The 24,232-nt window shown below is 39.1% G+C and carries 23 protein-coding genes; 10 read left to right on the top strand and 13 right to left on the bottom strand.

Features of this window, described 5'->3' with window-relative positions:
• Positions 1–3: 3 nt before the first annotated feature.
• The 3 genes from FM071_RS06665 to FM071_RS06655 all read right to left on the bottom strand — a co-directional run bounded on the left by FM071_RS06665 (position 4) and on the right by FM071_RS06655 (position 2,536).
• Positions 4–669, bottom strand: a complete 666-nt coding sequence (locus FM071_RS06665) for an SPOR domain-containing protein (protein WP_193110036.1) — start codon at positions 667–669, stop codon at positions 4–6.
• A gap of 61 nt (positions 670–730) precedes the next feature.
• Positions 731–1,273, bottom strand: coding sequence for a DUF1882 domain-containing protein (locus FM071_RS06660; RefSeq protein WP_193110034.1), 543 nt, complete (start codon positions 1,271–1,273; stop codon positions 731–733).
• A gap of 15 nt (positions 1,274–1,288) precedes the next feature.
• Complete coding sequence (locus tag FM071_RS06655; protein WP_193110032.1) at positions 1,289–2,536, bottom strand: serine hydroxymethyltransferase; 1,248 nt, start codon at positions 2,534–2,536, stop codon at positions 1,289–1,291.
• A gap of 172 nt (positions 2,537–2,708) precedes the next feature.
• Here FM071_RS06655 and FM071_RS06650 point away from each other — a divergent pair, with 172 nt between their 5' ends.
• Positions 2,709–3,368 carry a ferritin family protein gene (locus FM071_RS06650; RefSeq protein WP_193110031.1) on the top strand — a complete coding sequence of 220 codons (660 nt, stop codon included), beginning with the start codon at positions 2,709–2,711 and terminating at the stop codon, positions 3,366–3,368.
• A 72-nt stretch (positions 3,369–3,440) separates the two neighbouring features.
• Positions 3,441–4,868, top strand: a complete 1,428-nt coding sequence (locus tag FM071_RS06645; protein WP_193110029.1) for an acetyl-CoA carboxylase biotin carboxylase subunit — start codon at positions 3,441–3,443, stop codon at positions 4,866–4,868.
• Between the two features lie 30 nt (positions 4,869–4,898).
• On the opposite strand, the gene lysS is transcribed toward FM071_RS06645, so the two are convergent.
• The 4 genes from lysS to FM071_RS06625 are packed head-to-tail and all read right to left on the bottom strand — an operon-like array spanning position 4,899 to position 8,457.
• Positions 4,899–6,413, bottom strand: a complete 1,515-nt coding sequence (gene lysS / locus FM071_RS06640) for a lysine--tRNA ligase (protein WP_193110027.1) — start codon at positions 6,411–6,413, stop codon at positions 4,899–4,901.
• Between the two features lie 20 nt (positions 6,414–6,433).
• On the bottom strand, positions 6,434–6,916 hold the full coding sequence (locus tag FM071_RS06635) for a Fur family transcriptional regulator (protein WP_193110025.1): 483 nt from the start codon (positions 6,914–6,916) through the stop codon (positions 6,434–6,436).
• Position 6,917: 1 nt separating this feature from the next.
• Positions 6,918–7,547, bottom strand: a complete 630-nt coding sequence (locus tag FM071_RS06630; protein WP_193110023.1) for a CvpA family protein — start codon at positions 7,545–7,547, stop codon at positions 6,918–6,920.
• A complete protein-coding gene (locus tag FM071_RS06625; RefSeq protein WP_193110021.1) occupies positions 7,537–8,457 on the bottom strand; it encodes a GGDEF domain-containing protein in 921 nt (306 codons plus the stop codon). The genes FM071_RS06630 and FM071_RS06625 overlap by 11 nt, the downstream gene beginning before the upstream one ends.
• A gap of 172 nt (positions 8,458–8,629) precedes the next feature.
• Between FM071_RS06625 and FM071_RS06620 the strand changes: the two genes are divergently transcribed.
• Entirely contained in the window at positions 8,630–9,979 is a 1,350-nt protein-coding gene (locus FM071_RS06620) for a class II 3-deoxy-7-phosphoheptulonate synthase (RefSeq protein ID WP_226960507.1), read from the top strand.
• Here the strand turns inward: FM071_RS06620 and FM071_RS06615 are convergent.
• The 3 genes from FM071_RS06615 to FM071_RS06605 all read right to left on the bottom strand — a co-directional run bounded on the left by FM071_RS06615 (position 9,969) and on the right by FM071_RS06605 (position 13,712).
• The gene (locus FM071_RS06615; RefSeq protein ID WP_193110019.1) at positions 9,969–11,384 is read right to left on the bottom strand and encodes a DASS family sodium-coupled anion symporter; all 1,416 of its coding nucleotides are present in this window, start codon (positions 11,382–11,384) and stop codon (positions 9,969–9,971) included. The genes FM071_RS06620 and FM071_RS06615 overlap by 11 nt on opposite strands.
• Positions 11,385–11,386: 2 nt before the next feature.
• Positions 11,387–13,333 (bottom strand): ribosomal protection-like ABC-F family protein, encoded by a 1,947-nt coding sequence (gene abc-f, locus FM071_RS06610; protein ID WP_193110017.1) that lies wholly within the window; start codon positions 13,331–13,333, stop codon positions 11,387–11,389.
• Between the two features lie 64 nt (positions 13,334–13,397).
• Positions 13,398–13,712: a hypothetical protein gene (locus FM071_RS06605; protein ID WP_193110016.1), complete on the bottom strand. Its 315-nt coding sequence runs from the start codon at positions 13,710–13,712 to the stop codon at positions 13,398–13,400.
• 168 nt (positions 13,713–13,880) lie between these two features.
• On the opposite strand from FM071_RS06605, the gene htpG reads away from it, so the two are divergent.
• Both htpG and FM071_RS06595 read left to right on the top strand, forming a co-directional pair.
• Complete coding sequence (gene htpG / locus FM071_RS06600; protein ID WP_193110014.1) at positions 13,881–15,773, top strand: molecular chaperone HtpG; 1,893 nt, start codon at positions 13,881–13,883, stop codon at positions 15,771–15,773.
• Between the two features lie 154 nt (positions 15,774–15,927).
• Positions 15,928–16,389, top strand: coding sequence for a hypothetical protein (locus FM071_RS06595; RefSeq protein WP_193110012.1), 462 nt, complete (start codon positions 15,928–15,930; stop codon positions 16,387–16,389).
• 1 nt (position 16,390) lies between these two features.
• On the opposite strand, the gene FM071_RS06590 is transcribed toward FM071_RS06595, so the two are convergent.
• Both FM071_RS06590 and FM071_RS06585 read right to left on the bottom strand, forming a co-directional pair.
• Positions 16,391–16,561, bottom strand: a complete 171-nt coding sequence (locus FM071_RS06590) for a hypothetical protein (RefSeq protein WP_193110011.1) — start codon at positions 16,559–16,561, stop codon at positions 16,391–16,393.
• A gap of 9 nt (positions 16,562–16,570) precedes the next feature.
• Positions 16,571–16,876 carry a hypothetical protein gene (locus tag FM071_RS06585; RefSeq protein ID WP_193110009.1) on the bottom strand — a complete coding sequence of 102 codons (306 nt, stop codon included), beginning with the start codon at positions 16,874–16,876 and terminating at the stop codon, positions 16,571–16,573.
• 195 nt (positions 16,877–17,071) lie between these two features.
• Between FM071_RS06585 and FM071_RS06580 the strand changes: the two genes are divergently transcribed.
• The 3 genes from FM071_RS06580 to FM071_RS06570 are packed head-to-tail and all read left to right on the top strand — an operon-like array spanning position 17,072 to position 20,448.
• On the top strand, positions 17,072–17,305 hold the full coding sequence (locus FM071_RS06580) for an OadG family protein (protein ID WP_193110008.1): 234 nt from the start codon (positions 17,072–17,074) through the stop codon (positions 17,303–17,305).
• Positions 17,306–17,313: 8 nt separating this feature from the next.
• Complete coding sequence (locus FM071_RS06575) at positions 17,314–19,110, top strand: biotin/lipoyl-containing protein (protein ID WP_193110006.1); 1,797 nt, start codon at positions 17,314–17,316, stop codon at positions 19,108–19,110.
• A gap of 3 nt (positions 19,111–19,113) precedes the next feature.
• Positions 19,114–20,448, top strand: a complete 1,335-nt coding sequence (locus FM071_RS06570; RefSeq protein ID WP_193110004.1) for a sodium ion-translocating decarboxylase subunit beta — start codon at positions 19,114–19,116, stop codon at positions 20,446–20,448.
• 173 nt (positions 20,449–20,621) lie between these two features.
• Here FM071_RS06570 and FM071_RS06565 read toward each other — a convergent pair whose 3' ends face one another.
• Complete coding sequence (locus tag FM071_RS06565) at positions 20,622–21,566, bottom strand: chemotaxis protein (protein WP_193110002.1); 945 nt, start codon at positions 21,564–21,566, stop codon at positions 20,622–20,624.
• Between the two features lie 117 nt (positions 21,567–21,683).
• Between FM071_RS06565 and FM071_RS06560 the strand changes: the two genes are divergently transcribed.
• Both FM071_RS06560 and FM071_RS06555 read left to right on the top strand, forming a co-directional pair.
• Entirely contained in the window at positions 21,684–22,478 is a 795-nt protein-coding gene (locus FM071_RS06560) for an HlyD family secretion protein (protein WP_193110000.1), read from the top strand.
• Position 22,479: 1 nt separating this feature from the next.
• Positions 22,480–24,225 (top strand): molybdopterin-containing oxidoreductase family protein, encoded by a 1,746-nt coding sequence (locus FM071_RS06555; RefSeq protein WP_193109998.1) that lies wholly within the window; start codon positions 22,480–22,482, stop codon positions 24,223–24,225.
• Positions 24,226–24,232 lie beyond the last annotated feature (7 nt).

Here is a 24,232-nt window from a genome sequence, read left to right as displayed (position 1 = left end):
ATTTTACAGTTTTACTAAGAATGCGCCCGGTTCCACTTTTGCACGGAGAACTCTTTTTGCGTTGTTTGCTTCTTTACGTGTTTTAAATGGACCTACAAGTACTTTGTTCAGTGTTCCTACTTTGTGAAATTTATAGTTTAAGCCTAAACTTTTAATGGAAGCAAGGAATTTTTTATTTGGTTTATATTTTGAAAAAGAACCTACCTGAATATAATAGCTGCCTGATGCAGTAGCTGTATGTGTAACAGGAGCTGGTTTTTGTGCAGGTTTTGTCACTTTTTTTACAGCTTTCTTTACAGGTTGTTTAACAGCGACAGGTGCAGGTTTTGCAGCTGCACTGCTTTCTTCTTCTGCAGCACTCTCTTCTTTTAGTTTCTGCGCGATTTTATCTAAATCGGCATCTGAAGAGGCATCATCCTGCATTACTTGAACTTCTTCAAAAAGCGGTTCATCTTTTGGTGTCTGTTGTGCTGCTTCTTTTTGAGGTTTTGGCGGCAGTACGGCTTGAGGTAAGTTGTCATTTGACCCTGAGTTCATAGAGTTCATGAGCATGACAACGATAATTAAAACTACACCTAATGTCGCAACTGCCAATATAAGCTTTTTATTGGATCCCGATGCATTGCCTTTATTGAGTACGATATCGCTCAGTTCGTTCTTATCATCCATAATCTTACCTCGAATTTTATTTTATATCTATATAATAGCGAAAAATTATGTAACTATCAAGTTACATATGCTTTGACCAGGAAGCGCCTCGCTCCTTGGCATAGACATCATACGGAAGAACAAGTATATTGTATTCATCCGGCATGTCGTTGTTGGGAAACATTCTCCACTGTTTTGGTTGTTTGGCTGCAAGTTTCATACTTATCATCTTACCTATTTGAATTGCTTCTTGCAGTGTTGTATGACCTTTGTGAATATAAACATGCAGATGCCCTTCCGTTTTGCTCTTATAAGCTGTGAAGTTGATAAAACCCTCCTCACGCAAGAGTAGTTGCGTCTTATGATAAAATCTCTCCGGATCCCTTCCATTATAATCTATGACAATATTTTCAACAATGTTGTTTTTGTTTACAAGGGAGTGTGCAACCGTTATTTCGCCTTTTAAGTGTTGATTGATAACGGATTGCGTGAGCGGAGCGTTCACTCTTTCAAATTTATTGTAAAAAGTACGCCCCTTAAAGGTGAGTTTATTCACTACTGTATCTTTTTTTATCCAGTAGTGGTCACTGACCATTTTAATGAGTTTTAGATCCATTGCAGTCATATAATCTCTTTTGTATTAGTATGTCGGTTGGTTGTAGATGACAAAATTCTGTGCCAACTCTTTGAGCTCTGCTTTTATCTTTGCCTGAAGTTCAGTGTTGTTAATATCATCTAAAACATCAGCCATTTTATTTGCGATAAGTTCGAATTCTTTCTCTTTCATACCGCGTGATGTAAGCGCAGGAGAACCTACACGAATACCGGAAGTCACGAATGGGCTTCTTGTCTCACCAGGAACAGTGTTTTTGTTTACTGTGATACCGGCATTACCAAGAGCGGCATCTGCATCTTTTCCTGAGATCTCTTTTCCTACAAAACTGACAAGTACGAGGTGATTGTCTGTTCCGCCTGAAACGACATCATAACCGCGTTTCATAAGTACATCAGCAAGAACTGAGGCATTTTTCTTCACTTGTTTTGCATACTCTTTCCACTCTGGGCTGAGGTTGTGCTTGAAACCTACCGCTTTTGCAGCGATAACATGTACAAGTGGTCCTCCTTGCAGTGCAGGGAAGATAGCAGAGTTTATCTTTTTCGCGATATCTTCATCGTTTGTCATGATCATACCGCCGCGAGGACCTGCCAGAGTTTTGTGTGTTGTTGTCGTTACTACGTGTGCGTGAGGGAACGGGCTAGGGTGTTCACCTGCAGCGACAAGACCTGCGATGTGTGCAATGTCGGCAAATAAAATTGCACCGACTTCATCAGCGATTTCACGGAATTTTGCAAAGTCGATCCCACGTGCATAAGCAGACGCACCACAAACGATGATCTTAGGTTGAACGATTTTAGCAATATCTAAAACTCTATCATAGTTGATGCGGCCGTCAAGCTCAACACCGTATGTAAACGAGCTGTAATTCTTACCTGAGAACGATGGTTTTGAACCATGTGTCAAGTGTCCGCCGTGACTTAAGTCCATACCAAGAAGTTTATCTCCGGCTTTTAAAAGTGCTGCATAGACGGCACCGTTTGCCTGACTTCCAGAGTGTGGCTGTACATTTGCATAGCTGCAGCCAAAAAGTTCGCATGCTCTGTCGATTGCAAGCTGTTCAACACTGTCTGCATATTCACATCCGCCATAGTAACGTTTTGCAGGATATCCTTCTGCATATTTGTTTGTAAATACAGATCCCATCGCTTCCATTACGGCAGGCAGTGTGAAGTTCTCAGATGCAATCATCTCCAAGTGGTCAGTTTGTCTCTCTAGCTCTTTTTCGCATAGGTTGTATACGACTTCATCAAACTCTTTTAAAAAACTCATGAGGTAAAATTCCTTGTAAAATAAATATGAGCCGATTATACTAAAAATATAATAATATTGTTCTGAATAAACTTCTTTAGTAAAAGTGATTCTGTTTTTATAATGGAAAATAATTTTCCTTTAAGTTGTATTATGTCAGAATTAAGATAACTTATATAGAAAAGGACTGAAAATGAGACAGTATGAATCATACAGATGTAACAAGTGCGGGAATATAGTTGAGGTTCAAAATGTGGGCGGCGGTGAGCTGCATTGTTGCGGTCAGGCGATGGAGATGATTACTGAAAATCTCACTTTGGTCAATTTGATGAAAGCATTTGCCGGAGAGTCGCAGGCGAGAAACAAGTACGAATACTATGCAAAAGTCGCTCAAAAAGAGGGTTATCGTGACATTGCGGCACATTTCCAAAGAGCGGCGAATAATGAAAAAGAGCATGCAAAGCTTGAACTTGCCCTTCATAATAGAATGAAGTATGAAAGAGAGAATAACTTTGGAAGTACCGAAGAGAATCTTCAAGATGCCATCAATGGTGAAAGTTATGAAAATACAACCATGTATCCTGATTTTGCTGCGATTGCAAAAGAAGAAGGGGAAAGAGAAGCGGCTACGCTCTTTAAGAACATCGGTAAAGTAGAAGTCGAGCATGAAAAAATGTATAAGATGCTGCTAGAGAGACTTATGTCACATAAAGAATTCTTGAGTGATAATGAAGAAGAGGTATGGATCTGTGAAGTATGCGGACACATTCATTACGGCAAAAAAGCGCTTGAAGTTTGTCCGGTATGTAAACATCCAAAAGAGTATCAATCACGCCTGATAGAACCTAAGTAAATAGCATCACTTTCATAACTATTTAATTAAGCGTTATATAATGGCATGAAATTATGAAAGTGAGTAAAAATAATGAGTAAAATAAAAAGAATATTGATTGCAAACAGGGGCGAGATAGCCCTGCGAATCATTCGCGCATGTAAAGAACTTGGCATAAAGACTGTTGCCGTCTTTTCAGATGTGGATGAAGATGGTGTTTGGGTGCAAAAGGCTGATAACTCATATGCCATCAGTGGAGATCCTCTTGAAGCCTATCTCAATTATAAAAATTTAATAAACATCGCTATGCGAACCCGTTGTGACGCGATTCATCCCGGATATGGATTTTTGTCTGAGAGTGCCGAATTTGCCAGAGCATGTGAAGAGAATGATATTATCTTTATTGGACCGAAGGCTGAACATATTGCACTTTTTGGAGATAAAATGGCTTCAAAAACGGCGGTCAAAAAAGTCGGTGTACCTATTCTTGAAGGTACGGTAGAACCTGTTAGTGATGCAAAAGAGGGCGAGAGAATTGCAAGTGAAATAGGTTTTCCGGTTATTATAAAAGCGGCTTTTGGCGGTGGTGGACGCGGTATGCGTATTGTTTATAAGGCAGGTGAATTTCAGGAGTTTTTCGAATCTGCTACGAATGAAGCGATAAAATATTTCGGCAAAGGTGAAGTGTTCATAGAAAAATATGTTCAAAATCCTCGTCATATTGAAGTGCAGATTGTTGCAGACAAGTATGGCAATGTCGTTCATTTGGGTGAGCGTGACTGCTCAATCCAAAGAAGACATCAAAAGGTAATAGAGATAGCACCAAGTCCACGACTCAATGATGCAACAAGAAAAAAACTATGTGAAACAGCCGTCAATGCCGTCAAAGAGATTGGCTACGAAAATGTCGGAACAGTTGAATTTTTAGTAGATGAAAATGATGATTTTTATTTTATTGAGATGAATACAAGAGTTCAGGTTGAACATCCCGTTACTGAGATTATATCAGGTATTGATATTATACAGAGAATGATTGAAATAGCCGGTGGCGACAAGCTTAAATATAAGCAAGAAGAGATAGTGATTCGAGGCTATTCCATAGAGTTTAGAATAAATGCTGAAAACCCGCAAAATAATTTTATGCCTGCAGTAGGAAAAATTACAAATTATATGGCACCGGGAGGTCCGGGAGTAAGACTCGATACAAGTGTGTATGCCGGTTATACAATTCCTCCTAATTATGATTCAATGGTAGGAAAACTCATTGTTTATGCTTTGGAATGGGATGGAGTTGTTAGAAAAGGCTTGAGGGCTTTAGATGAGTTTTTCATTGATGGTGTTGTGACAAATATACCGCTTCATAAAGCCATTATTACAGAAAAAGATTTTAAAGAGGGGAAATTTAATACCTCTTATCTTGACGAAAAACTACCGACATTTGATTTTGATGAATATAAATCCACACGGAGTATCGTTGATAAAAGTTTTATATTAAAAGGGTCTGATGATCTTTTATATTAAAAAAGAATAGAGCGGAGGAAATCGCTCTATTTATTTTTCCTCTTCATCCTCACATACTTCTTGCGTGAGCGGTTTCATGGCAGGGAAAAGAAGTACGTCACGAATAGAGTGTTCGTTCGTGAGCAGCATGACAAGTCTGTCAATACCTATGCCTTGTCCTGCTGTTGGAGCCATTCCATAGCTGAGTGCTTCAACAAAGTCAGTATCCATTGCATGGGCTTCATCATCACCACACTCTTTTGCATCCATTTGACCTTTGAATCGTTCTAACTGGTCAAGCGGGTCATTGAGCTCAGAGAATGCATTGGCTATCTCACGTCCGGCGATGAAAAGCTCAAAACGCTCTGTGATAGCAGGATTTTCATCACTTCTTCTTGCCAGCGGAGAGATCTCAACAGGATACTCTGTAATGAAAGTAGGGTCGATGAGTTTTTCTTCAACGAATTCATCAAAGAGTTCACCTTGAAGCTGTCCAAGGTTCATCTCCTCTTTTGCTTCGAGATTGTTTTCTTTCAGGTAAGCCAGGATCTTTTCTTTGTCGTTTACGATCTCTGCAGGAACGCCACCGACAGTTGTGAGTGATTCAATGAGTGGGATCTCCTGAAAATTATCGAAGTTTACTTCCATATCGCCATAAGGAAGGATTGTTGGAAGATCAAGGTGTTCAAAAAGGTATTGAAAATACTCTTTTGTGATTGCTATGAGGTCTTTATATGTTTTATATGCCCAGTAAAATTCGATTGAAGTAAACTCAGGATTGTGTGTTGCATCCATTCCCTCATTTCTAAAGTTACGGTTGATCTCAAATACCGCTTCAAATCCACCGACAATAAGACGTTTGAGATAGAGTTCTGGGGCGATTCTCAAGTATCTGTCAACATCAAGTGCATTATGGTGTGTAACAAATGGCTTAGCATTTGCTCCACCTGCAATTGGGTGCATCATAGGTGTTTCTACTTCCAAAAAGCCTTTGTCTTCAAAAAATCTTCTTGTCAAAGAGATAACACGGGAGCGAGTCTGGAAAGTTTTACGTACTTCTGAGTTCATAATAAGGTCAAGGTAACGTTTTCTGTATCGAATCTCTTTATCTGTGATTCCATGGAACTTTTCAGGAAGCGGAGAGATGGCTTTTGTAAGAATCTTGAGGTCATTTGCGTGAAGTGAAAGCTCTCCTTTTCCTGTGACAAATGGGTAACCTTCTACCTCAATAATATCACCGACTTCAATGTTCTTTTTAAAGATAGTATTGTAAAAACCTTCAGGAAGATTGTCTCTGGCAACGTAGATCTGTAACATGCCGCTTTCATCTTCGATCTTTACAAATGATGCTTTTCCCATGATACGTAAGAGTTTGATACGTCCGCTTAGGGTATATTTACGATTTTCATCACGTTTTTCTTCTGTTTGCTCAATGTCCGAGTTTACGTTTAAAAATTTTTCTACTGTCGTATTTCTTTGTGCATTATTTGCGTAGGGATTGATTCCCGCTTCTCTTAAAACATTTGCTTTTTCAATTCTTTGTTGAATGAATTTATTACTAAACAATCAATTTTCCTTTGTTAAATTTATTTATTTTTTTCTTGGCATTTTTTACAGATACCATAGATCTGCATCGAGTGATCGAGCATTTTAAAACCAAGCTCATCGGTAATGGCATGCTGGCGTTTTTCGATCTCTTCATCGACAAACTCTGTGATCTCTCCACACTCCGTGCAGATAAGATGGTCATGATGCTCTTTTGCACCGAGTTCGTACTTTTTACCCTGTGCGCCAAAAGAGAGCGATGTTACTACATTGGAGTCTTCGAGCAGGGAAAGTGTTCTATAAACTGTTGCGATACTGGTTTTAAGCTCCGGGTAGCGCTTTTGGATAAGATGATGCAGTGCTTCTGGTGTGAGGTGCTCGTTTGAATTGTAAAGCGTCTCTAGAATAACCTCTCGCTGGATAGTGAATTTTAAATTGTTTTTCTTTAAGAGCGTTTTAAAATCTTCTAAAAGCTGTGCATACTCAATTGTTCTGTCTTTAAAGTTCGTCGTTACATTTGGCATTTTACTTCTCTTGTACTTTGTTTTTAATCTCTTGGACTGTTTTGTTCACTTCGGAATTGACAATTTCCTGCGTTTTTTCATCTATTTTATCAGAAACTTTTTGTGTTGCATTTTGCAGTGATGCATTGATGTCTTGCCTTGCTCCAATAGGATCTATCTTCATGATAAACCCACCTGTCTCTACTAGAACAGGAAAGAGCACACTGTTTGAAAAAGCGGCTTCAAGTGTTGGCTTGAATGCTTTTACATTACTGATGGCAAAAGCTATGACTGCCGCAATCAAAAAGAATTTACTCGCTCCAAAAACAAAACCGAGAATTCTGTCAAAAATACCGAGACCGCTTAAAGCTGTGAGCTTTTTAAAAGCATAGCCTACGGCAATCATCATCATCCAAAAAACTGCCAATGTAACTAAAAAACCGGTAAAACTGATGGCAGCATGATTTGAAAAGTTGAAGATCAGCTTACTGAGATATTCGCCTACACTGTCTCCCATGCGTGAAGCGATGAAGATACCGCCGATGATGCCGATAAGACCGAACAATTCTTTGAAAAAGCCATTTAGAATACCCTTTAATCCTAAAAGAAGGATGATGATGGCGGCTATAAAGTCGAAATAATTAATGTCCATTTTCTGCTTCCACACTCATTTGATTTTTTCCGTTTTCTTTTGACCGGTACAAGGCTTTATCTGCTCTTTCGATGATACTTTCAGGCGTATCTCCCGGTATATATTTTGTTGCACCGATACTAACGGTGATATTTACGGATTTGCCTTTATAGAGCAGTCTGTTTGAACTTATATTGTGAAGTATTCTTTGTGCAATTTCCCTACATTTTTCGGCAGTGATTCTATTGAGAATTATGACAAATTCTTCGCCTCCGTAACGAAAAACCTTATCACCGTCACGCAGTGTTTTACGCAGCATATTCGCCAAAAAGATAAGGACTTTATCACCAACGATATGTCCATAGATATCATTGATCTTTTTAAAATCATCAATGTCTAAAATCAAAAGATGCAGTTCATGCTGCAGTGTTTTTTTTGATGTCACACTCTCAAGGTAGCTGTCAAGAGCCCGACGGTTGAACAATTTTGTCAATGCATCAAGGTTGGACGTCTCTTCAAGGTCTTTGACCTGTTTTGTCAGCATCATAATTGTTTCATTTGCTTTCTCAATCTCATCGAGCATATATGTCTGTATATCATTGAACTTATTTATGATCTCAGGTGTCTCAATGAGATAATCTGTACATTCATCAACCGTATCGGCCTGAAGTTTACTGATCTCTTTGAAGTTTTCATTTGTTTTTTTGTATGATGTGAGACTTTTTATAACGATATTTTTACAGGCATCGGAAAGAGCTTGCTGTGTTTGTGAAAGAGAGTCAGTTCCATCGTTGATAAGTTCAATGGTGTGAAGAATATTTTTTAGGTACTGCGTCACTTCATTTTTATCCAGCTCTTTATCTGACTCTATATGCTGTAGCAAGTCATGATGCATTTGATCTATTAAAGTTTTTAACTCTTCTTTTTTCATTTTTTCTCCCAAAAACAAGCAAGCAGTGAACACATTTGAAAATATTTGTAATTATACTCATTTTAGCATAAAAATAGCTTGTAAAAAATTTTACAATAAATAAGTCATATATCATAGCTATTTTAGCCAGATTTAGATAAAATCACGAAAAATAAATATGTAAGGTCAGATAATGAGTACTTGGAGCCCATCTAGCTGGAGAGAAAAACCAATATTACAACAACCGACTTATCCGGATAAAACAAAACTTGATGCTGTTTTAAACGAGTTGAAAAACTATCCGCCGCTTGTTTTTGCAGGTGAAGCACGTTCGCTTAAAGAGCAGCTTGCAAACGTTGCGCAGGGAAAAGCATTTTTACTGCAGGGCGGTGACTGTGCGGAGAGTTTTTCGGAGTTTCATGCAGATAATATTCGTGATACTTTTAAAGCAATGATGCAGATGGCAGTCGTTATGACCTATGCAGGAGGACTTCCTGTTGTCAAAGTCGGACGTCTTGGCGGACAGTTTGCCAAACCGCGTTCATCTGATACTGAAACACAGGGTGAAATGACGCTTGATTCGTACCGTGGAGATATCATTAACGGAATCGAATTCAATGAAAAAGCGCGTGTTCCGGACCCGGAACGTATGATAAAAGCATATAATCAGGCAACGGCAACGCAGAACCTGCTTCGTGCTTTTGCATCAGGCGGTTTGGCTGATCTGCATCAGGTAAGCAAATGGAACCTTGATTTTGCCCATAAAACCGAAGTGGGAGAAAAATATGAGGCTTTAGCCGAAGATATTGAAAAATCTCTGCAGTTTATGGAAGCTTGCGGTGTTACTTCAAAAACATACAGAACACTTCGTGAAACAGATTTCTATACATCGCATGAAGCATTGTTGCTGCCGTATGAGGAAGCATTTACACGTCAGGATTCCATTACGGGTGACTGGTACAATGTAGCGGCGCATATGGTATGGATCGGTGACAGAACACGTCAGCTTGACGGTGCCCATGTCGAGTATATGAAAGGTATTAAAAACCCTATCGGAATCAAAGCAGGTCCCACTATGGATCCTGATGATCTTGTCCGTTTGGCACAGGCTGTCAATCCTGAAAATGAAGCGGGCCGTTTGAACATAATCGTAAGAATGGGTGCGAACAAAGTCGGTGAGCATATGCCGCAGCTTATCCGTGCTGTTGAGAAAGAAGGTTTGAATGTTGTCTGGTCATGTGACCCTATGCATGGTAATACCATCAAATCATCGAACAATTATAAAACACGCCCTGTCGATGATATTTTAACCGAGATGAAACAGTTCTTCCAGGTACATAAAGCCGAAGGTACTCATGCGGGCGGTGTACACTTGGAGATGACAGGTAAAAATGTCACTGAGTGTATCGGCGGTAGTTTTATGGTAACTGAAGAAGATTTAAGTTCACGCTATCATACACATTGTGACCCGCGCCTGAATGCAGATCAGTCCCTTGAACTTGCATTTTTGATCGCAGACTCTTTAAAAGAAGCTAGAAAATAAGCAGTATCCACGCTGTCCCGGCGCCAAGATAGATAATGGTGTTGGCGAGCGTGACTACTCCTCCATATTTATAAACCTCTCTACTCTCAATATATCCGGAACTCAAATAAATAACATTAGCACTTGATCCCTGTGGTGTAATCATGGCATTGAAATTTGTTGCAAAAAGAAGCATCAAGGCAAGTAGCTCTGCAGGAACGCCGGCATTGATACCGACACCTAAAAAGACAGAGAAGAGTGCAAGCATTTGTGCCGTTTGGGAGACAAAAAAGTAATGGATAAAGACATAGGCAAGAATCAGCCCGACATAGACTATGGGCCAGCTTTCTCCCATGATGATGTTTGAGATATGCACTCCAAGCCATGACATAAAGCCAAATTCGTTAAGATAGCTGCTCATGGCATAGAGTGTTCCAAACCATATGAGTGTTCCCAATGCACGGCCCTCATGTGCAAGGTCATCGAGTGTGAAGATATTGCTCAGCATCAAGATACCCAGACCTAAAAAAGCGACGGCGGTTTTATCGATGCCAAGTTGAGCTGAGAATATCCAAAGTGTTATCATCGCGATGAAAGTAAAGCCCATAATGTATTCATTCTTGTGTACGGCTCCCATGTGCTCAAGTTCATGTTGTGCCATAACAGGTGCATTGGGAGTTTTTTTCAGATCAGGTGGAAATATCTTAAAAAGCAGCCATGGAATGGTGATAAAAGCGATAAGAGAAGGCAAAAAAGATGCCAAAGCCCAAGAACCGTAACTTATCTCCACACCAAACTCTTTAGCCATTTTTGCACCGGCAGGATTGGCAGCCATTGCCGTCAGCCACATTGCAGAAGATATGGTAAGTCCTGCCATTGAGGTCATCATCAGATAACTGCCAAGTTTTTTTCTGGTGCCGTCAGCGACCTTTGAGCCGCTGTCAGATGAGAGTGCCTGAACTATTGGGTAAAGCACACCTGAACGGGCAGTATTGCTCGGAAATGCGGGAGCGATGAACATATCTGCAGCTACAATGGAGTAGCCGAGTCCCAATGATGACTTACCGAATCTTTTAATAATTAGCAGGGCGATGCGTTTTCCCAAGCCTGATTTTATAACACCGCGGGCAATCAAAAAAGCAATAATGATAAGAAGAATAAAACCTTGAGAAAAGCCGCTGTATGCTTGTTTTGTAGTAAGTGTATGCGTCACAATAACAAAACCGAGGCCAATGATGGAAGCGGTAAAAATAGAGGTCGCTTCGATAATGACAGCTAAGATAATGGAGATAAAAATAGTAAAAAGATGCCAGGCCTGCAGTGTCAGACCGTCTGGAATGGGAAAGAACCATAAAGCAGTGCCAAAAAGCAGTATGAAGAGTTGTTTGTAGTGTTGCCGGATAGTCTTGTATTTATGATGTGCCATAGTTATCCTTGTGCATTTATCGCCTCTTCTTTCTCTTCTATCTCAAGGAGTTCTTCAACTTTTTCTTCATATTCGTTTTCAAGTGCTTCGAGTTCTTTAGCAAGAGTGCTTAACCCTTTTTCGCCATAGCATTTTGGGTCTGAGAGACAGTTGTTCATTGCTTCTATCTTAGCTTCAAGTGCTTCAATCTCTTCGGGGAGTTTTTGGAGTGCTATCTTTTCTTTGTAGGTGAGTTTGAGCACTTTTTGTTTCTCCTGCACGGGTTCTTTTGGTTTTGTCTGCGTTGCTTCTTTTTCCATAGCATCGAGTTCATCAAGTTCCCGTTCAAGTTCGAGATACTCAGAGTATTGTTGATGTGATTCCTCTATGGTTTTATCAGCCTTAAAGATAAAGAGTTTTTTTGCAATCTTATCGACAAAGTATCTATCATGCGAGACAATGATAACAGCACCGTTAAAGTTCGTAAGCTGTTCTTCTAAAATGTTGATGGTTGGAATGTCAAGGTCATTCGTCGGCTCATCGAGAATGAGAATATCGACATCCTGTGTAAAGAGCAGGGCAAGTGCTACACGGTTCTTCTCTCCACCGCTGAGCACGCCTATCTTCTTATCTAAAAATTCTCGTGGAAAAAGAAAATTTTTGAGATAGCCGTAAACATGCAGGTCACTGCCGCGGACATTTACACGGTCTCCGCCGTTAGGGCAGAAGGTCTCAATGAGATTTTTGTCATCATCGAGCATCTCTCTGTGTTGATCGAAGTAGCCGACTTTAAACTCTCCTCTTTTTATCTTTCCTTCATTAGGTTCAATTCTGCCAAGTAGAGCTTTGAGCAGTGTTGATTTACCGCTTCCGTTTGGTCCGACAATGGCGATAACATCTTTTTGGAGTATTCTTGTGGTGAAACCGTGCAACAGCTCTTTGTCTCCGAGTTTGAGACCAAGATTTTCAACTTCAAAGAGCATCTTTTGTTTGTTGACACTTTTGTCACGATTGAAATGTTTTGCCTCACGCTGAAGTTCAAGTGACATCTTTCGTATTTTTGCAGGATTTGTTTTTGCTGCCTCACGCAGCTGCATAAGACGCTCTTTTCGTCCTTCATTGCGTTTGAGTCTGGCACGCACGCCTCTTGCGAACCACTCATTTTCACGCTTTAAAAGCCCAAGAAGATTGTCATGCTGCTTTTGCAGTGTTTGAAGATACTCCTCTTTCTGTTTGAGATAGTCATTGTAACCGCCTCTGTATGAACGGAGTTTACAATCTTCCACTTCAACCGATTTTGTCGCAACACGATCGATAAAATATCTGTCGTGGGAGATAAAGACAAGCGTGAACTTCTCTTTTAAAAGCAGTTCCTCTAAAAACTCGACCATATAGACATCGAGGTGATTGGTAGGCTCATCAAGCAGCAGGACATCAGGCTTTTGCAACAGAAGTGAAGCTAAAGCCACACGGCGCTGTTCCCCACCACTGAGCAGTGCAACAGGTTTGTGCTCATAAGGTTTTAGTTGAAAATGCTGGATAATACGCTCGATCTTGTCATCGAGATTCCAGGCGTTATGGTGTTCTATGTAGCGTGAGAGCTTTTCATGTTCAGCTAAAAGAATTTTGTTGTCAAAATCTTGGGAAAGGAGATGTGAAAGCTCTTCGTAACGCTTTTTTGCTGCATTGATTTCAACAAGTCCTGCTTCGACAGCCTCACGCACGGAGTGACCCTCTTGGAATTCAGGACGCTGATCGAGCATCTTGACCTCAAGGTCATTTTGAATGATGCGTTTTCCCTCATCTGGCTCAAGTGAACCGTTCACGATCTTCATAAGTGTCGATTTACCGCTGCCGTTTTTACCGATGATAACGATGCGCTCACCTTCATCGACATGAAAATCGACTTCTGTGAGAATCTTTTGTGCAGAATAGTGTTTTGAAATTTTTTGTAAGTCAATCAGTGCCATGTTTTTACTTCATATTTATTTATTGTCTTTTATTAATGCAAGGATAGCAGAGAGTAGCTATCATTTAGCTTTCATCTTCTTCTGTACATAAAACTTTGGCACTGTACCAGTCGGCTATAGCTGCATCGCTGTAGTGGTATTCTCGCTGCGTGAGAGGGATGACGCTATTTCTCAGTTTCGCACGTATGATGCCGACAACGATAAAAAGCAGCAGTAAAGATGCTCCAGCTATAAAATAATCATAATAGTACCAGAGAAGAAGGGCAACAGGGTAGATACTGTACTGCAGTAAAACTCTTAAAAAAAATGCTATGACTTTACACTTTTTTGAATGGAGTTTTGGTGTCGGTTCTATAAGATTGATATAATCATTATTCATGTGGAAGATTATAGCAGAGAAAGAGAAAAAGTACGAAAAATTTAACTATTGCGTATTTTAAACTAACTAAACTTTAGCTATAAAGACTAAACTTTCTTTATAAAACTTGCAACTATTAACTTTTTTTGATAAAATACTGACGAAAAAAATAATAAAAGGATATGAAAAATGGCAAAACATCAATTTCAAACAGAAGCAAATCAGATTTTACAACTTATGATTCACTCACTCTATTCAAACAAAGAGATATTTCTGCGTGAGCTGATCTCTAATGCATCAGATGCATTGGATAAACTTAACATGTTGGTACTTACAGATGAAAAGTATAAAAATGTAAAGTTCGATCCGAAAATTGACATTAAAAGAGACAAGGATGCAAAAATACTGACGATTGCAGACACAGGTATAGGTATGAATGAAGAAGACCTGATGAATAACCTTGGTACAATCGCTAAATCAGGAACAAAAGCATTCCTTGAAAATCTTACAGGTGATCAAAAGGTAGATTCTCATCTGATCGGTCAGTTCGGTGTCGGTTTCTATGCTGCATTTATGGTAGCTGATAAAGTAGAAGTTATTACTAAAAAAGCCGGCGAAGAGAAAGCTTATAAATGGGTAAGCAGCGGTAACGGTGAATTTGAGATCGAAGAGACGACAAAAGAGGGACACGGAACGGAAATCATCCTTCATCTCAATGAAGGCGAAGAAGAGTTCTTAGAAGAGCATCGCATTGAAAGTATTGTAAAAAAATACTCCAACCATATTCCATTCCCTATCTTTATGGATAAAGAGAAGTTTATTCCAGCTAAAACAGATGATGACGGTAAAGAGATAGAACCAAGTAGAACTGAGATCGAAAATGTACAGATAAACTCTGCAAATGCACTCTGGACGATCTCAAAGAGTGAGCTCAAAGATGAAGATTATATCTCATTTTATGAAACACTGGCACACTCGAACGAAGAACCGCTTAAATGGATGCATCACAAAGCTGAAGGTGCTATAGAATATACGACACTTTTTTACATTCCAAGCAAAGCACCGATGGATATCTACAGAGTTGATTATCAACCGGGTGTAAAACTCTATATCAACCGTGTATTTATCACTGATGATGACAAAGAGTTGATGCCGACATACCTGCGTTTCTTACGTGGTGTGATCGATTCAAAAGATCTGCCGCTCAATGTCTCACGTGAGATACTGCAGTCTAACCCTGTTATGAGTAAAATAAGAAATGCATCCGTTAAGAAAGTTCTTTCAGAACTCGCAAAAATGATGGAAAAAGAACCTGAAAAATATGACACGTTCTATAAAGAGTTTGGAAATGTGCTCAAAGAAGGGCTTTACAGTGACTTTGCAAATCGTGAGAAGATCTTAGAACTGTTGAAGTTCCATACATTGAATTCTGATGAGATGGTAACGATCAAAGATTTTGTTAAAAATGTGGATGACGAGAAAAAAGAGATCTATTATCTGGCGAATAAAGGTTCGATTGATATGCTTAAACACTCACCACTGCTTGAAAAATTCAAAGCGCGCGGAATCGATGTACTGCTTTTAAATGAAGAAGTAGACACAATCATTTTCCCAATGGTAACTGAGTATAAAGAGTATAAATTTGTTCCTGCAGCCGATGCGAAATTTGAAGAGAGTGAAGAAGAGAAAAAAGCTGCCGAAGAACTTGCAAAAGAGTTCGAAGGACTTGCAAAAGAGTTCAAATCAACACTTGGCGACGCTGTAAAAGAGGTTGAAGTAACTACAGAGTTAACAGACTCTCCTGTAGCTCTGAAAATCGATAAAGAAGATCCGTCATATATGATGGCACAGATGATGAAACAGATGGGTCAGGCAAGTGATGTGCCGGAACCGGCTCCTATTCTTGAAATCAATCCAAAACATGAGCTTATTGCAAAACTCAAAGAGTCAAGTGACCAAAACCTGATCGAAGATGCAGCGCATGTTCTTTTCGATCAGGCAAAACTCTTTGACGGCAGAGAGCTCGACGATACTGCAGAATTTGCAATGCGTCTTAACCGTATCATTACAAAAGCAATATAATTATTTTGAATGAGTGTATTTGTAGCACTCATTCACTTTTTTAATTTATCTCTCCATTTTATTTACTTTTAACACATAAATATGATATCTTATACTCATGTTAAAGAAATTAAATTTTTTTAAAAAGAAGCAAGTAGAAAAATATACACAAGATGTGGAAGATTTACAGCAGAGCGCAGAAGAACTTTGCAATGAACTTCTCTCCGGAAAGCTTGCTCATCTTAATATCCAAAATTATAGATATAACAGTGCAGAAGCCGTCTCTGAGCTAGGTTTGGACCAAGAGATGGTTGAAACACTTGTGAATGATTATGTCGCTCAAATCATAAAAGCTATTTTGCAGTTCGATGAGTATATGGAAAAACTTCAGGATTCAAAAGATAAAGAGATAGCATTGGACTATACTCTTTTTCGGGAACTTGCCCATAAAAATCTCGGTGTTGCCCGTAATTTACGTATAAAAGATGCTGAAGTTCTACTATATGAGCTTATGAAAAAAGATGATTTGGATTATCTGCTTACATGTTTGGAAGCATTAAAGGTCTGTGCTGTAAGACTACGACCACAATGTGCTTATGACACCATAAAACTTATACATGTGAAAAATTCTTTATAGATTATCTCTCTTTGAGTGAATGAGAGATCTGTTCAAGTTTTCCTTTTGGCTTGACGATGATTTTTTCCTCTTTCTTTTCAGGAGGAAGTACAAAAGCCAGCAGTATAAAGATAAAAGAGAAGACGATCCCTCCTAATATGCTAAGCACTACTTTTAGTTTAAAATCATCCATTTTTTGCCTTTAGGAACTTTTTTCCTGTTCACTTGTCATATAGATCCAAAACTCTTTGTGTGAGTAGCCTTTATTTAAAAAGAAAAACTGGAGTATTGCAACTCTATAGAGGGTTATGAGCATTTTTGCATAAGGAATGAAAAGGCTCAGACTTACGAGAAGCGACTGCTCTTTCTCTCCTTTTGATTCTATCATCTCCTGCATCCCTATGTTCTTGCTGAGGTAAAGTCCAAAGAGCATAGATAGTGCAAAATTGAGTATCAGTCCAAAAATCATATAAGCGATAAAATCCTGTTCATACATACCTGCGATCATAATTGTTAAATCCTTAAAAAATATTCTTCTTAAAAGCATTTTAGCTAAAAAGATATGAATTAAATATTAGACAAAAATCTTAGAACCAAAAAGTAACAATCGAAGCTTATTTCAAAAAGATTCGATAAAAGACAAACTTTCTTTAAACATCTTTGTACTATACTAAGTGCACAAATTATGTAAAAAGGTAATTTTATGGAAACTAACCTCGTAATAGAGGGTTTGAAATTTATGATTTTAGGGATGGGAACAGTGTTCGTTTTCCTGATAGTAATGATAGTATGTATGAATATCATGTCATCTGTCATTAATAAATTTTTCCCCGAACCACAGCCAGGTGCAGGTGCTTCAGGTACAGGTGCACAAAGCGATAAGAAAAAAATAGTTGCAGCGATAACAGCGGCAATTGCACATCATAGACAAGGTTAAGGATTATAATGGCTAAGAAATATATAGATGTAATGGATACTACTTTTAGAGATGGTTTTCAATCAGTTTTTGGCGGACGCGTACTTATGGATGATTTTTTTCCAGCGGTTGAAGCGGCAAAAATGGCTGGTATTAATCACTTCGAGTTTGGTGGAGGAGCAAGATTTCAATCGCTTTACTTCTACTTAAGAGAAGACGCATTTGAAATGATGGATAAATTCCGTAAAATAGTTGGGCCTGATGCAAATTTACAAACACTTGCACGCGGTGTTAATACGGTAATGCTAGATACAGGTTCAAAAGAACTGATCGATCTGCATGCTAAAATGTTTAAAAAACATGGAACAACGACTATCCGTAACTTTGATGCGCTTAATGATATTGAAAACTTGAAATATTCAGCTGAAAGAATTACGCATCATGGACTTAAGCACGAAGCAGTTGTTACGATGATGGATCTTCCACCGGGATGCCATGGTGCACATACAGTTGAGTTCTATGAAAAGACACTTCGCGATATCTTAGACAGTGGTCTTCCATATGACAGCATCTGTTTTAAAGATGCAAGTGGTACTTCAAATCCTCAGAAGGTCTTTGAAACGATTTCAATGGCGAGAAAACTTCTTGGTGATGATACACATATCCGTCTGCATACACATGAAACTGCAGGTGTTTCTGTAGCTGCATATATGGCTGCATTGGAAGCAGGTGTTGATGGTATCGATATGGCAGCAAGCCCTGTAAGCGGTGGAACTAGTCAGCCGGATATTCTTACTATGCTTCATGCAACGAAGGGAATGAACTATGACCTTGGCGGATTGGAACTTGGTAAGATCCTTACATATGAAAAAGAGCTGCAGGCATGTTTAGAAGATTACTTTATGCCGCCGGAAGCGACTATGGTCTCTCCTATTATCCCATTCTCTCCAATGCCGGGTGGTGCACTTACTGCAAACACGCAAATGATGAGAGATAACGGAATCATGGATAAATTCCCTGAAGTTATCGCTGCAATGCAGGAAGTTGTTGAAAAAGGCGGTTACGGTACATCGGTAACACCTGTTTCACAATTCTACTTCCAACAGGCACTTAACAATGTAATGCAGGGTCCATGGGAAGCAATCGCTCCTGGTTACGGACGTATGGTATTAGGATACTTTGGTAAAACACCTGTTGCACCGGATCCTGAGATTGTAAAAATTGCTTCAGAGAAGTTAAATCTTTTACCGACAACTGAGAAAGCTTTGGATCTTGCTGATGCGGATCCTGCAAAATCTTTAGAGAGTTGGATCAACAGACTCAAAGAAGAAGATATTGAAATCACAGAAGAAAATATTTTCATTGCTGCAGCATGTCAAGACAAGGGTATCGCTTTCTTAAAAGGTGAAGGTGAATTAAACGTACGTAAAAAATCCGAAATGGAAGAAGAGTGTAAAGGAGAAGGAAAAGAGATGAGTGGAAATTATACAGTAGTAGTAGATGGTCAAAAGTTCAGTGTTCAAGTTGCAGAAGGTAGTGGTGATGTTCAAGTAGTAGCAGTTGATGGTGAAGCGGCAGTAGCAGCTCCAACGCCAAATGCACCGACTGGTGACGGTGTAGAGATCAAAGCATTGCTTCCGGGTAACGTTTGGAAAATCGTTGCTAATCCGGGCCAGAGTGTTAATGAAGGCGATGTGATTATGATTTTAGAGTCTATGAAAATGGAGATCGATGTTGTCGCACCGACTGGTGGGGTACTTAAAAGTATTAACGTAGCTACAAATGACAAAGTTGTAGAAGGTCAAGTCGTAGCAGTCATAGGATAATAAATGAAAAATGTTTTAATTAAATTCTTTGCATCAATGATGTTGTTTGCTTTTGCATTTTCTGCAAATGCAGCAGCGTCCGAGCATGCAGCAGCTTCGAAAGAAGTTTCGGTGCATCAGGAAGAGACATATCAAGCGCAGCCGATGGGCGATATGATTATGAGCTTTTTAGAATCAACAGGTGTTGTCGCACTCGTTCATCCTCGTGACGATGAAATGAGTGCTGCCGGAGAGCCAATGAGTGATTTTCACAAGGGGCTTGGCCGTGTTATTATGATCCTTGTTACATTCTTACTCTTCTGGCTTGCTATTGCGAAAGGTTTTGAGCCTTTATTGCTTCTGTCGATTGCATTTGGCGGGCTTTTAGCAAATATTCCTATTGCAGGAATAGCGGGGCATCATGGATTTTTGGGTGTAATTTACCAGGCGGGTCTCTCAAATGAGCTTTTCCCTATTATCATTTTTATGGGTGTTGGTGCGATGACAGACTTCGGTCCGCTCTTGTCAAATCCTAAGACAGCTCTTCTTGGAGGAGCTGCTCAGTTCGGTATTTTTGGAACACTTGTCGGTGCAATGGTTCTTGCACAGATGGGATTTGTTGACTTTACACTGAAACAAGCATCGGCTATCTCTATTATCGGTGGCGCGGATGGTCCGACATCTATCTTTATTGCGACAAAACTTGCTCCTGAACTTTTAGGTGCTATTGCAGTTGCATCATACTCTTATATGGCGATGGTTCCTATTATTCAGCCTCCGATTATGAAAGCATTGACTACTGAAGCAGAGAGAAAGATCAAAATGAGTACGTTACGTCATGTTTCTCGTTTGGAGAAATTGATTTTCCCTATTTTGGTATTGGTACTTGCTATTTTAGTTTTACCGGAATCTACTCCGCTTATTGGTGCGTTTATGTTCGGTAACTTCTTAAAAGAGTCAGGTGTTGTTGAACGTCTTAACGATACACTGCAAAATGCACTTATTAACATTACGACTATCTTTTTAGGTCTTGGTGTTGGTTCAAAACTTGCAGCGGATCAGTTCCTTGTTCCTGAGACAATGTTCATTATGGCTCTTGGTATCATTGCATTTGGTGTCGGTACGGCAGCAGGTGTTTTAATGGCAAAACTTATGAACCTTTTCCCTGGTCATAAAGTAAATCCTCTTATTGGTTCGGCTGGAGTTTCAGCAGTACCGATGGCTGCACGTGTATCAAATAAAGTCGGTATGGAATATGACCGTACGAATATGCTCTTGATGCATGCAATGGGTCCTAATGTGGCAGGTGTTATTGGGTCAGCAGTTGCGGCTGGTGTACTAATCTCAATGTTCCAGTAAGGACATTTTAAAATTCAAATAGCGACGCAATTGCGTCGTTATCTCTTCGTCATACCCCAAGGGTACTTCTTTCAGGGCGTGTACTTTTAATACACTTCCTCATCGATGCCTAGCACTTACGTCACTCTTTAAATTTTTTGTTTATTAAATATTTTAGATTGTCTTTTCTTTATTTATTTTTGCATTACTGATGCAATGAGCGGGATGACATTATGACTTTTTGTTTTGTCGATGAAGCCGTCTGCACCAAGTGTTTGTGCTTCACGTTTATTATTATCACCTGTCATGGAAGAGTTGACGATTATTGGTATATTTCTTGTCTTGTTGTTTGATTTGAGGAGTTTCACTACGGTGAATCCTGACATTTCCGGCATCTCGATATCTGTAATAATTGCAGGAATTTTGTCAATTTGTGTTTCATCAAGTTCATTGATATAATCAATGAGTTTTTTTCCGTTATCAAAAAGTTTCATATCAATATTTGCTTTGGCAAAGAGCTGGACAAGGTGTCTCTGTGCTGTTTTTGAATCTTCTGCAACAAGAACTGTTCCGTATTTGAGTTTATCTGGAATTTCGATCTCTTTTAATAGTTCCGTGTCTCTGTCTATGTCGACAAGAGCCTGTGGCAGAACATCTGCCAGGAGTTTTTCATAGTCCAGAATCAGACAAAGTGAACCGTCTTCAAGACGTGTATCATTCATCACGACACCGTCTTCTTTGAGTCTGTAGCTATCAGGCGCATGCATCTCATTCCAGTTCTTTTTGATAACTCTATATGCTGACATGATGCGAAGACCGATGATGACACCGTTAAAATCACAAACGAGAATATTTGAGCGTTCGATTTCCTCTTTTGTGAGTGTTACGCCGAGCCATGCCGGAAGATTCAATATAGGAATCTGCAGGCCTCGAAGAATGATGGTTCCTTCAAGCAGCGGATGGGGTGAAGGTATCTGTGTCAGATAATGATTTTTTGCTTCAACAACCTCTCGTGTTTTGAATACATTGATAGCATAGTATGCAGAGTCCTTTTTTTCGCTGACACGAAAAACTAAAAGTTGCAACTCATTATTTTTTGCTAGGTTTGTAGCAGCATCAACATTATCAAGTACAGACATCGAAGACCTTTTTGTTAAAGATGCCTTAATAGTACCAAAAATAAAATGAAATATGCTTGAATATTAGCTAGGAAATGTTAAAATAAGTATACTGACAATATAAAAAGGCATGATTGCGTGAGAATCTTATTTTATCTTATTTTATCGACTCTCTTAGTGGCTGAAGTACACTACTCAAAAGTAGAACCATATAAATTTAAAAATATATCTTCAAACGTGACAGGAGAAATTCTTTTTGTCGATGAGAATCTTATCGGGAAAAGACTTTCATCAAAACCTTTCATTATTATTGATGCAGAAATTGATAATGCAGAACTTGTTGATATAAAGAAAAAGATGCAGCATCTTCAAGAAACGTTGCTCATTAATGAAAAAATCTTAAAAAATTTGGAGGCTGTTTTAGAAAAAAAACGCCTAAACTACAAAAAGACAGAGGCATTGAAGATTAAATCACGTATAGACAAAGATAGAGAGTTTTATGATCTCGTAGCGAGTGAAAATAGTTACAATGCAACACAAAAAGAGATATATTCGTTAAAGAATTCTCTTGCTGATTTGCAATTGCGCCGCATACAGTTGGAAAAAAGCATCCGTGATAAAAAAGTAACCCAAAAAGGTTTTGTTCTTTACTCTGTAGCTGTAAAGGAGGGACAGGTTGTGAATATGGCAACACCTCTGGCGCAGGTTGCTGACATTTCAAAGGGATTGTTGAGTATCTATGTAGATGCAGATGAACTTCAAAACATTCAAAACAAAGTGGTTTATATTAACGGCAAAAAAACATCGTACCGTGTTTCAAGGGTTTTGGATATTGCTGATAGTGTCAATATTTCAAAGTATAAAGTCCAGATAGTTATCGATCCGCCAAAAGTTTTTTCAAAATTAGTAAAAGTTGACTTGAGAGAGGAGTAGTATGAGTAAAATTACAGCTTGTCCGCTTGATTGTTATGATGCCTGCGGTATCGTATATGATGAAGGTAAATTAAAAGCATTTAAAGACGGGCATACAAATGGATTTTTATGTCCTCACTTGAATCATTATGAATCTCACGCAAGAATAGAAAAACCACGCTATAAAGGTCAAGAGATAAGCATTGATGAAGCTTTAGAGAAGCTTGCGGATATTTTTTCTTCGACACTTAAAAGTGAGATACTGCATTACCGGGGCAGTGGTAATTTTGCATTGATGCAGGGTGTTACCGACCATGTTATGGCGCAAATCGGAACGTATCTTACAAATGGCTCATTATGTGACGGTGCAGGTGAAGCCGGTATCATAGAAGGCAGAGGCAGTAATAAAAATATGCCTTTACGCGAGATAGCAAAATCAGAAGTAGTCGTTTTTTGGGGTAGAAATCCGCATGTGACCTCTTCACATATTTTACCGCTTTTAAAAGATAAGACTATTATCGTAATCGATCCGGTAAAAACAAAAATAGCCCAGCAGGCAGATCTGTTCATTCAGATAAAACCGCATACGGATATCTTTTTAGCAATGCTGCTGTATCGTTTTTTGCATATTGAAGATGCCGGTGATGATGAATTTTTAAAAGAGTTTGCAAGTGAATATGAAGATTACTATGAGCTCACGCAGACGATCCGTATAAAGGCAATTCTTGAAGATATCGGAATGACGCTTGGACAGATAGGAGACTTTCTGCATCATGTCATCGGCAAAAAGACAGCTATTGTCTGTGGTGTTGGGATACAAAAGTATCGCGACGGTGCTGATGTGATGCGTGCGATCGATGCTTTGGCTGTAGGATTTGGTCTGTTTGGCAAAGAGGGGTGCGGCGTTGCCTATCTCGGTAATTCACAAGAAGCGATAACATCACCTTTTGAAACAAAAAAAGCAAAAAGAGTCTCTAAGGTAAATGCTCCGTTCGATGAATTTAAGACTGTCTTTATTCAGGGGTCAAATCCTCTGTCTCAGATGCCAGAGAGTTCACGGGTTCGTCAAAGTATAGAAAAGACAGAGAATGTTATCTATTTTGGATTGTATGAAAATGAGACCAGTGAAATCGCCGACCTTGTCATTCCGGCAAAGACATTCTTGGAAAAGGATGATGTAAGAACTTCATACTCCCATAACGGCATGATGATAATGCATAAACAAAAAGAGAATGATATAGGCATCAGCGAATATGATCTGGCTGCTTTTTTGGCAGAAAAATTTAATGTTTCAATGAAAAGTGAAATGGAATATCTGGAACATTTTAAAAATCATGGCATTGTGAAGATTGATGGAAGTTTTGAAGTAGAAAACCGTGAGACTATTCCCTATCAAGATGGTTTTGATACAGATGATGGGGAGTTCGTTTTCTTAGAAGAGTTTGAAGTACCGCAGAAAGTTGATGAGGGTGAATTCTATCTTATAACAACAAAATCACCGACCTCACTCAACTCGCAGTTTCACAGGGATTCACATCTCTATCTCAACAGCAAGCTCGGATTTACTGAAGGCAGTCGTGTGAAACTGCTTTCAAACACAGGAGAAGCAGAGTTTGTCGTTAAGATAAATAATAATCTGCGTGAGGATTGTGTGCTTGTGCATTCTGGAGCAAAAGGTGTAAATATGTTGACAAGTTCACAGCACTCGTATGAGGGAAAGAATGCAATCTTTCAGGAAAATTTTGTACGTATAGTAAAAATTGATTAAAAGGAAA

The organism is Sulfurimonas paralvinellae (assembly GCF_014905135.1).
Lineage (GTDB): Bacteria > Campylobacterota > Campylobacteria > Campylobacterales > Sulfurimonadaceae > Sulfurimonas > Sulfurimonas paralvinellae.
The sequence above is the reverse complement of the archived record's forward strand: the minus strand, read 5'-3'. Positions and strand labels throughout refer to the sequence as shown.

Bases quoted from the DNA above. Each gene is read 5' to 3' on its own strand.
- FM071_RS06665 (WP_193110036.1), bottom strand. From the start codon at position 669: ATGGATGATAAGAACGAACTGAGCGATATCGTACTCAATAAAGGCAAT.
- FM071_RS06660 (WP_193110034.1), bottom strand. From the start codon at position 1,273: ATGACTGCAATGGATCTAAAACTCATTAAAATGGTCAGTGACCACTAC.
- FM071_RS06655 (WP_193110032.1), bottom strand. From the start codon at position 2,536: ATGAGTTTTTTAAAAGAGTTTGATGAAGTCGTATACAACCTATGCGAA.
- FM071_RS06650 (WP_193110031.1), top strand. From the start codon at position 2,709: ATGAGACAGTATGAATCATACAGATGTAACAAGTGCGGGAATATAGTT.
- FM071_RS06645 (WP_193110029.1), top strand. From the start codon at position 3,441: ATGAGTAAAATAAAAAGAATATTGATTGCAAACAGGGGCGAGATAGCC.
- FM071_RS06635 (WP_193110025.1), bottom strand. From the start codon at position 6,916: ATGCCAAATGTAACGACGAACTTTAAAGACAGAACAATTGAGTATGCA.
- FM071_RS06630 (WP_193110023.1), bottom strand. From the start codon at position 7,547: ATGGACATTAATTATTTCGACTTTATAGCCGCCATCATCATCCTTCTT.
- FM071_RS06625 (WP_193110021.1), bottom strand. From the start codon at position 8,457: ATGAAAAAAGAAGAGTTAAAAACTTTAATAGATCAAATGCATCATGAC.
- FM071_RS06620 (WP_226960507.1), top strand. From the start codon at position 8,630: ATGAGTACTTGGAGCCCATCTAGCTGGAGAGAAAAACCAATATTACAA.
- FM071_RS06615 (WP_193110019.1), bottom strand. From the start codon at position 11,384: ATGGCACATCATAAATACAAGACTATCCGGCAACACTACAAACAACTC.
- abc-f (WP_193110017.1), bottom strand. From the start codon at position 13,333: ATGGCACTGATTGACTTACAAAAAATTTCAAAACACTATTCTGCACAA.
- FM071_RS06605 (WP_193110016.1), bottom strand. From the start codon at position 13,712: ATGAATAATGATTATATCAATCTTATAGAACCGACACCAAAACTCCAT.
- htpG (WP_193110014.1), top strand. From the start codon at position 13,881: ATGGCAAAACATCAATTTCAAACAGAAGCAAATCAGATTTTACAACTT.
- FM071_RS06590 (WP_193110011.1), bottom strand. From the start codon at position 16,561: ATGGATGATTTTAAACTAAAAGTAGTGCTTAGCATATTAGGAGGGATC.
- FM071_RS06585 (WP_193110009.1), bottom strand. From the start codon at position 16,876: ATGATCGCAGGTATGTATGAACAGGATTTTATCGCTTATATGATTTTT.
- FM071_RS06580 (WP_193110008.1), top strand. From the start codon at position 17,072: ATGGAAACTAACCTCGTAATAGAGGGTTTGAAATTTATGATTTTAGGG.
- FM071_RS06575 (WP_193110006.1), top strand. From the start codon at position 17,314: ATGGCTAAGAAATATATAGATGTAATGGATACTACTTTTAGAGATGGT.
- FM071_RS06570 (WP_193110004.1), top strand. From the start codon at position 19,114: ATGAAAAATGTTTTAATTAAATTCTTTGCATCAATGATGTTGTTTGCT.
- FM071_RS06565 (WP_193110002.1), bottom strand. From the start codon at position 21,566: ATGTCTGTACTTGATAATGTTGATGCTGCTACAAACCTAGCAAAAAAT.
- FM071_RS06555 (WP_193109998.1), top strand. From the start codon at position 22,480: ATGAGTAAAATTACAGCTTGTCCGCTTGATTGTTATGATGCCTGCGGT.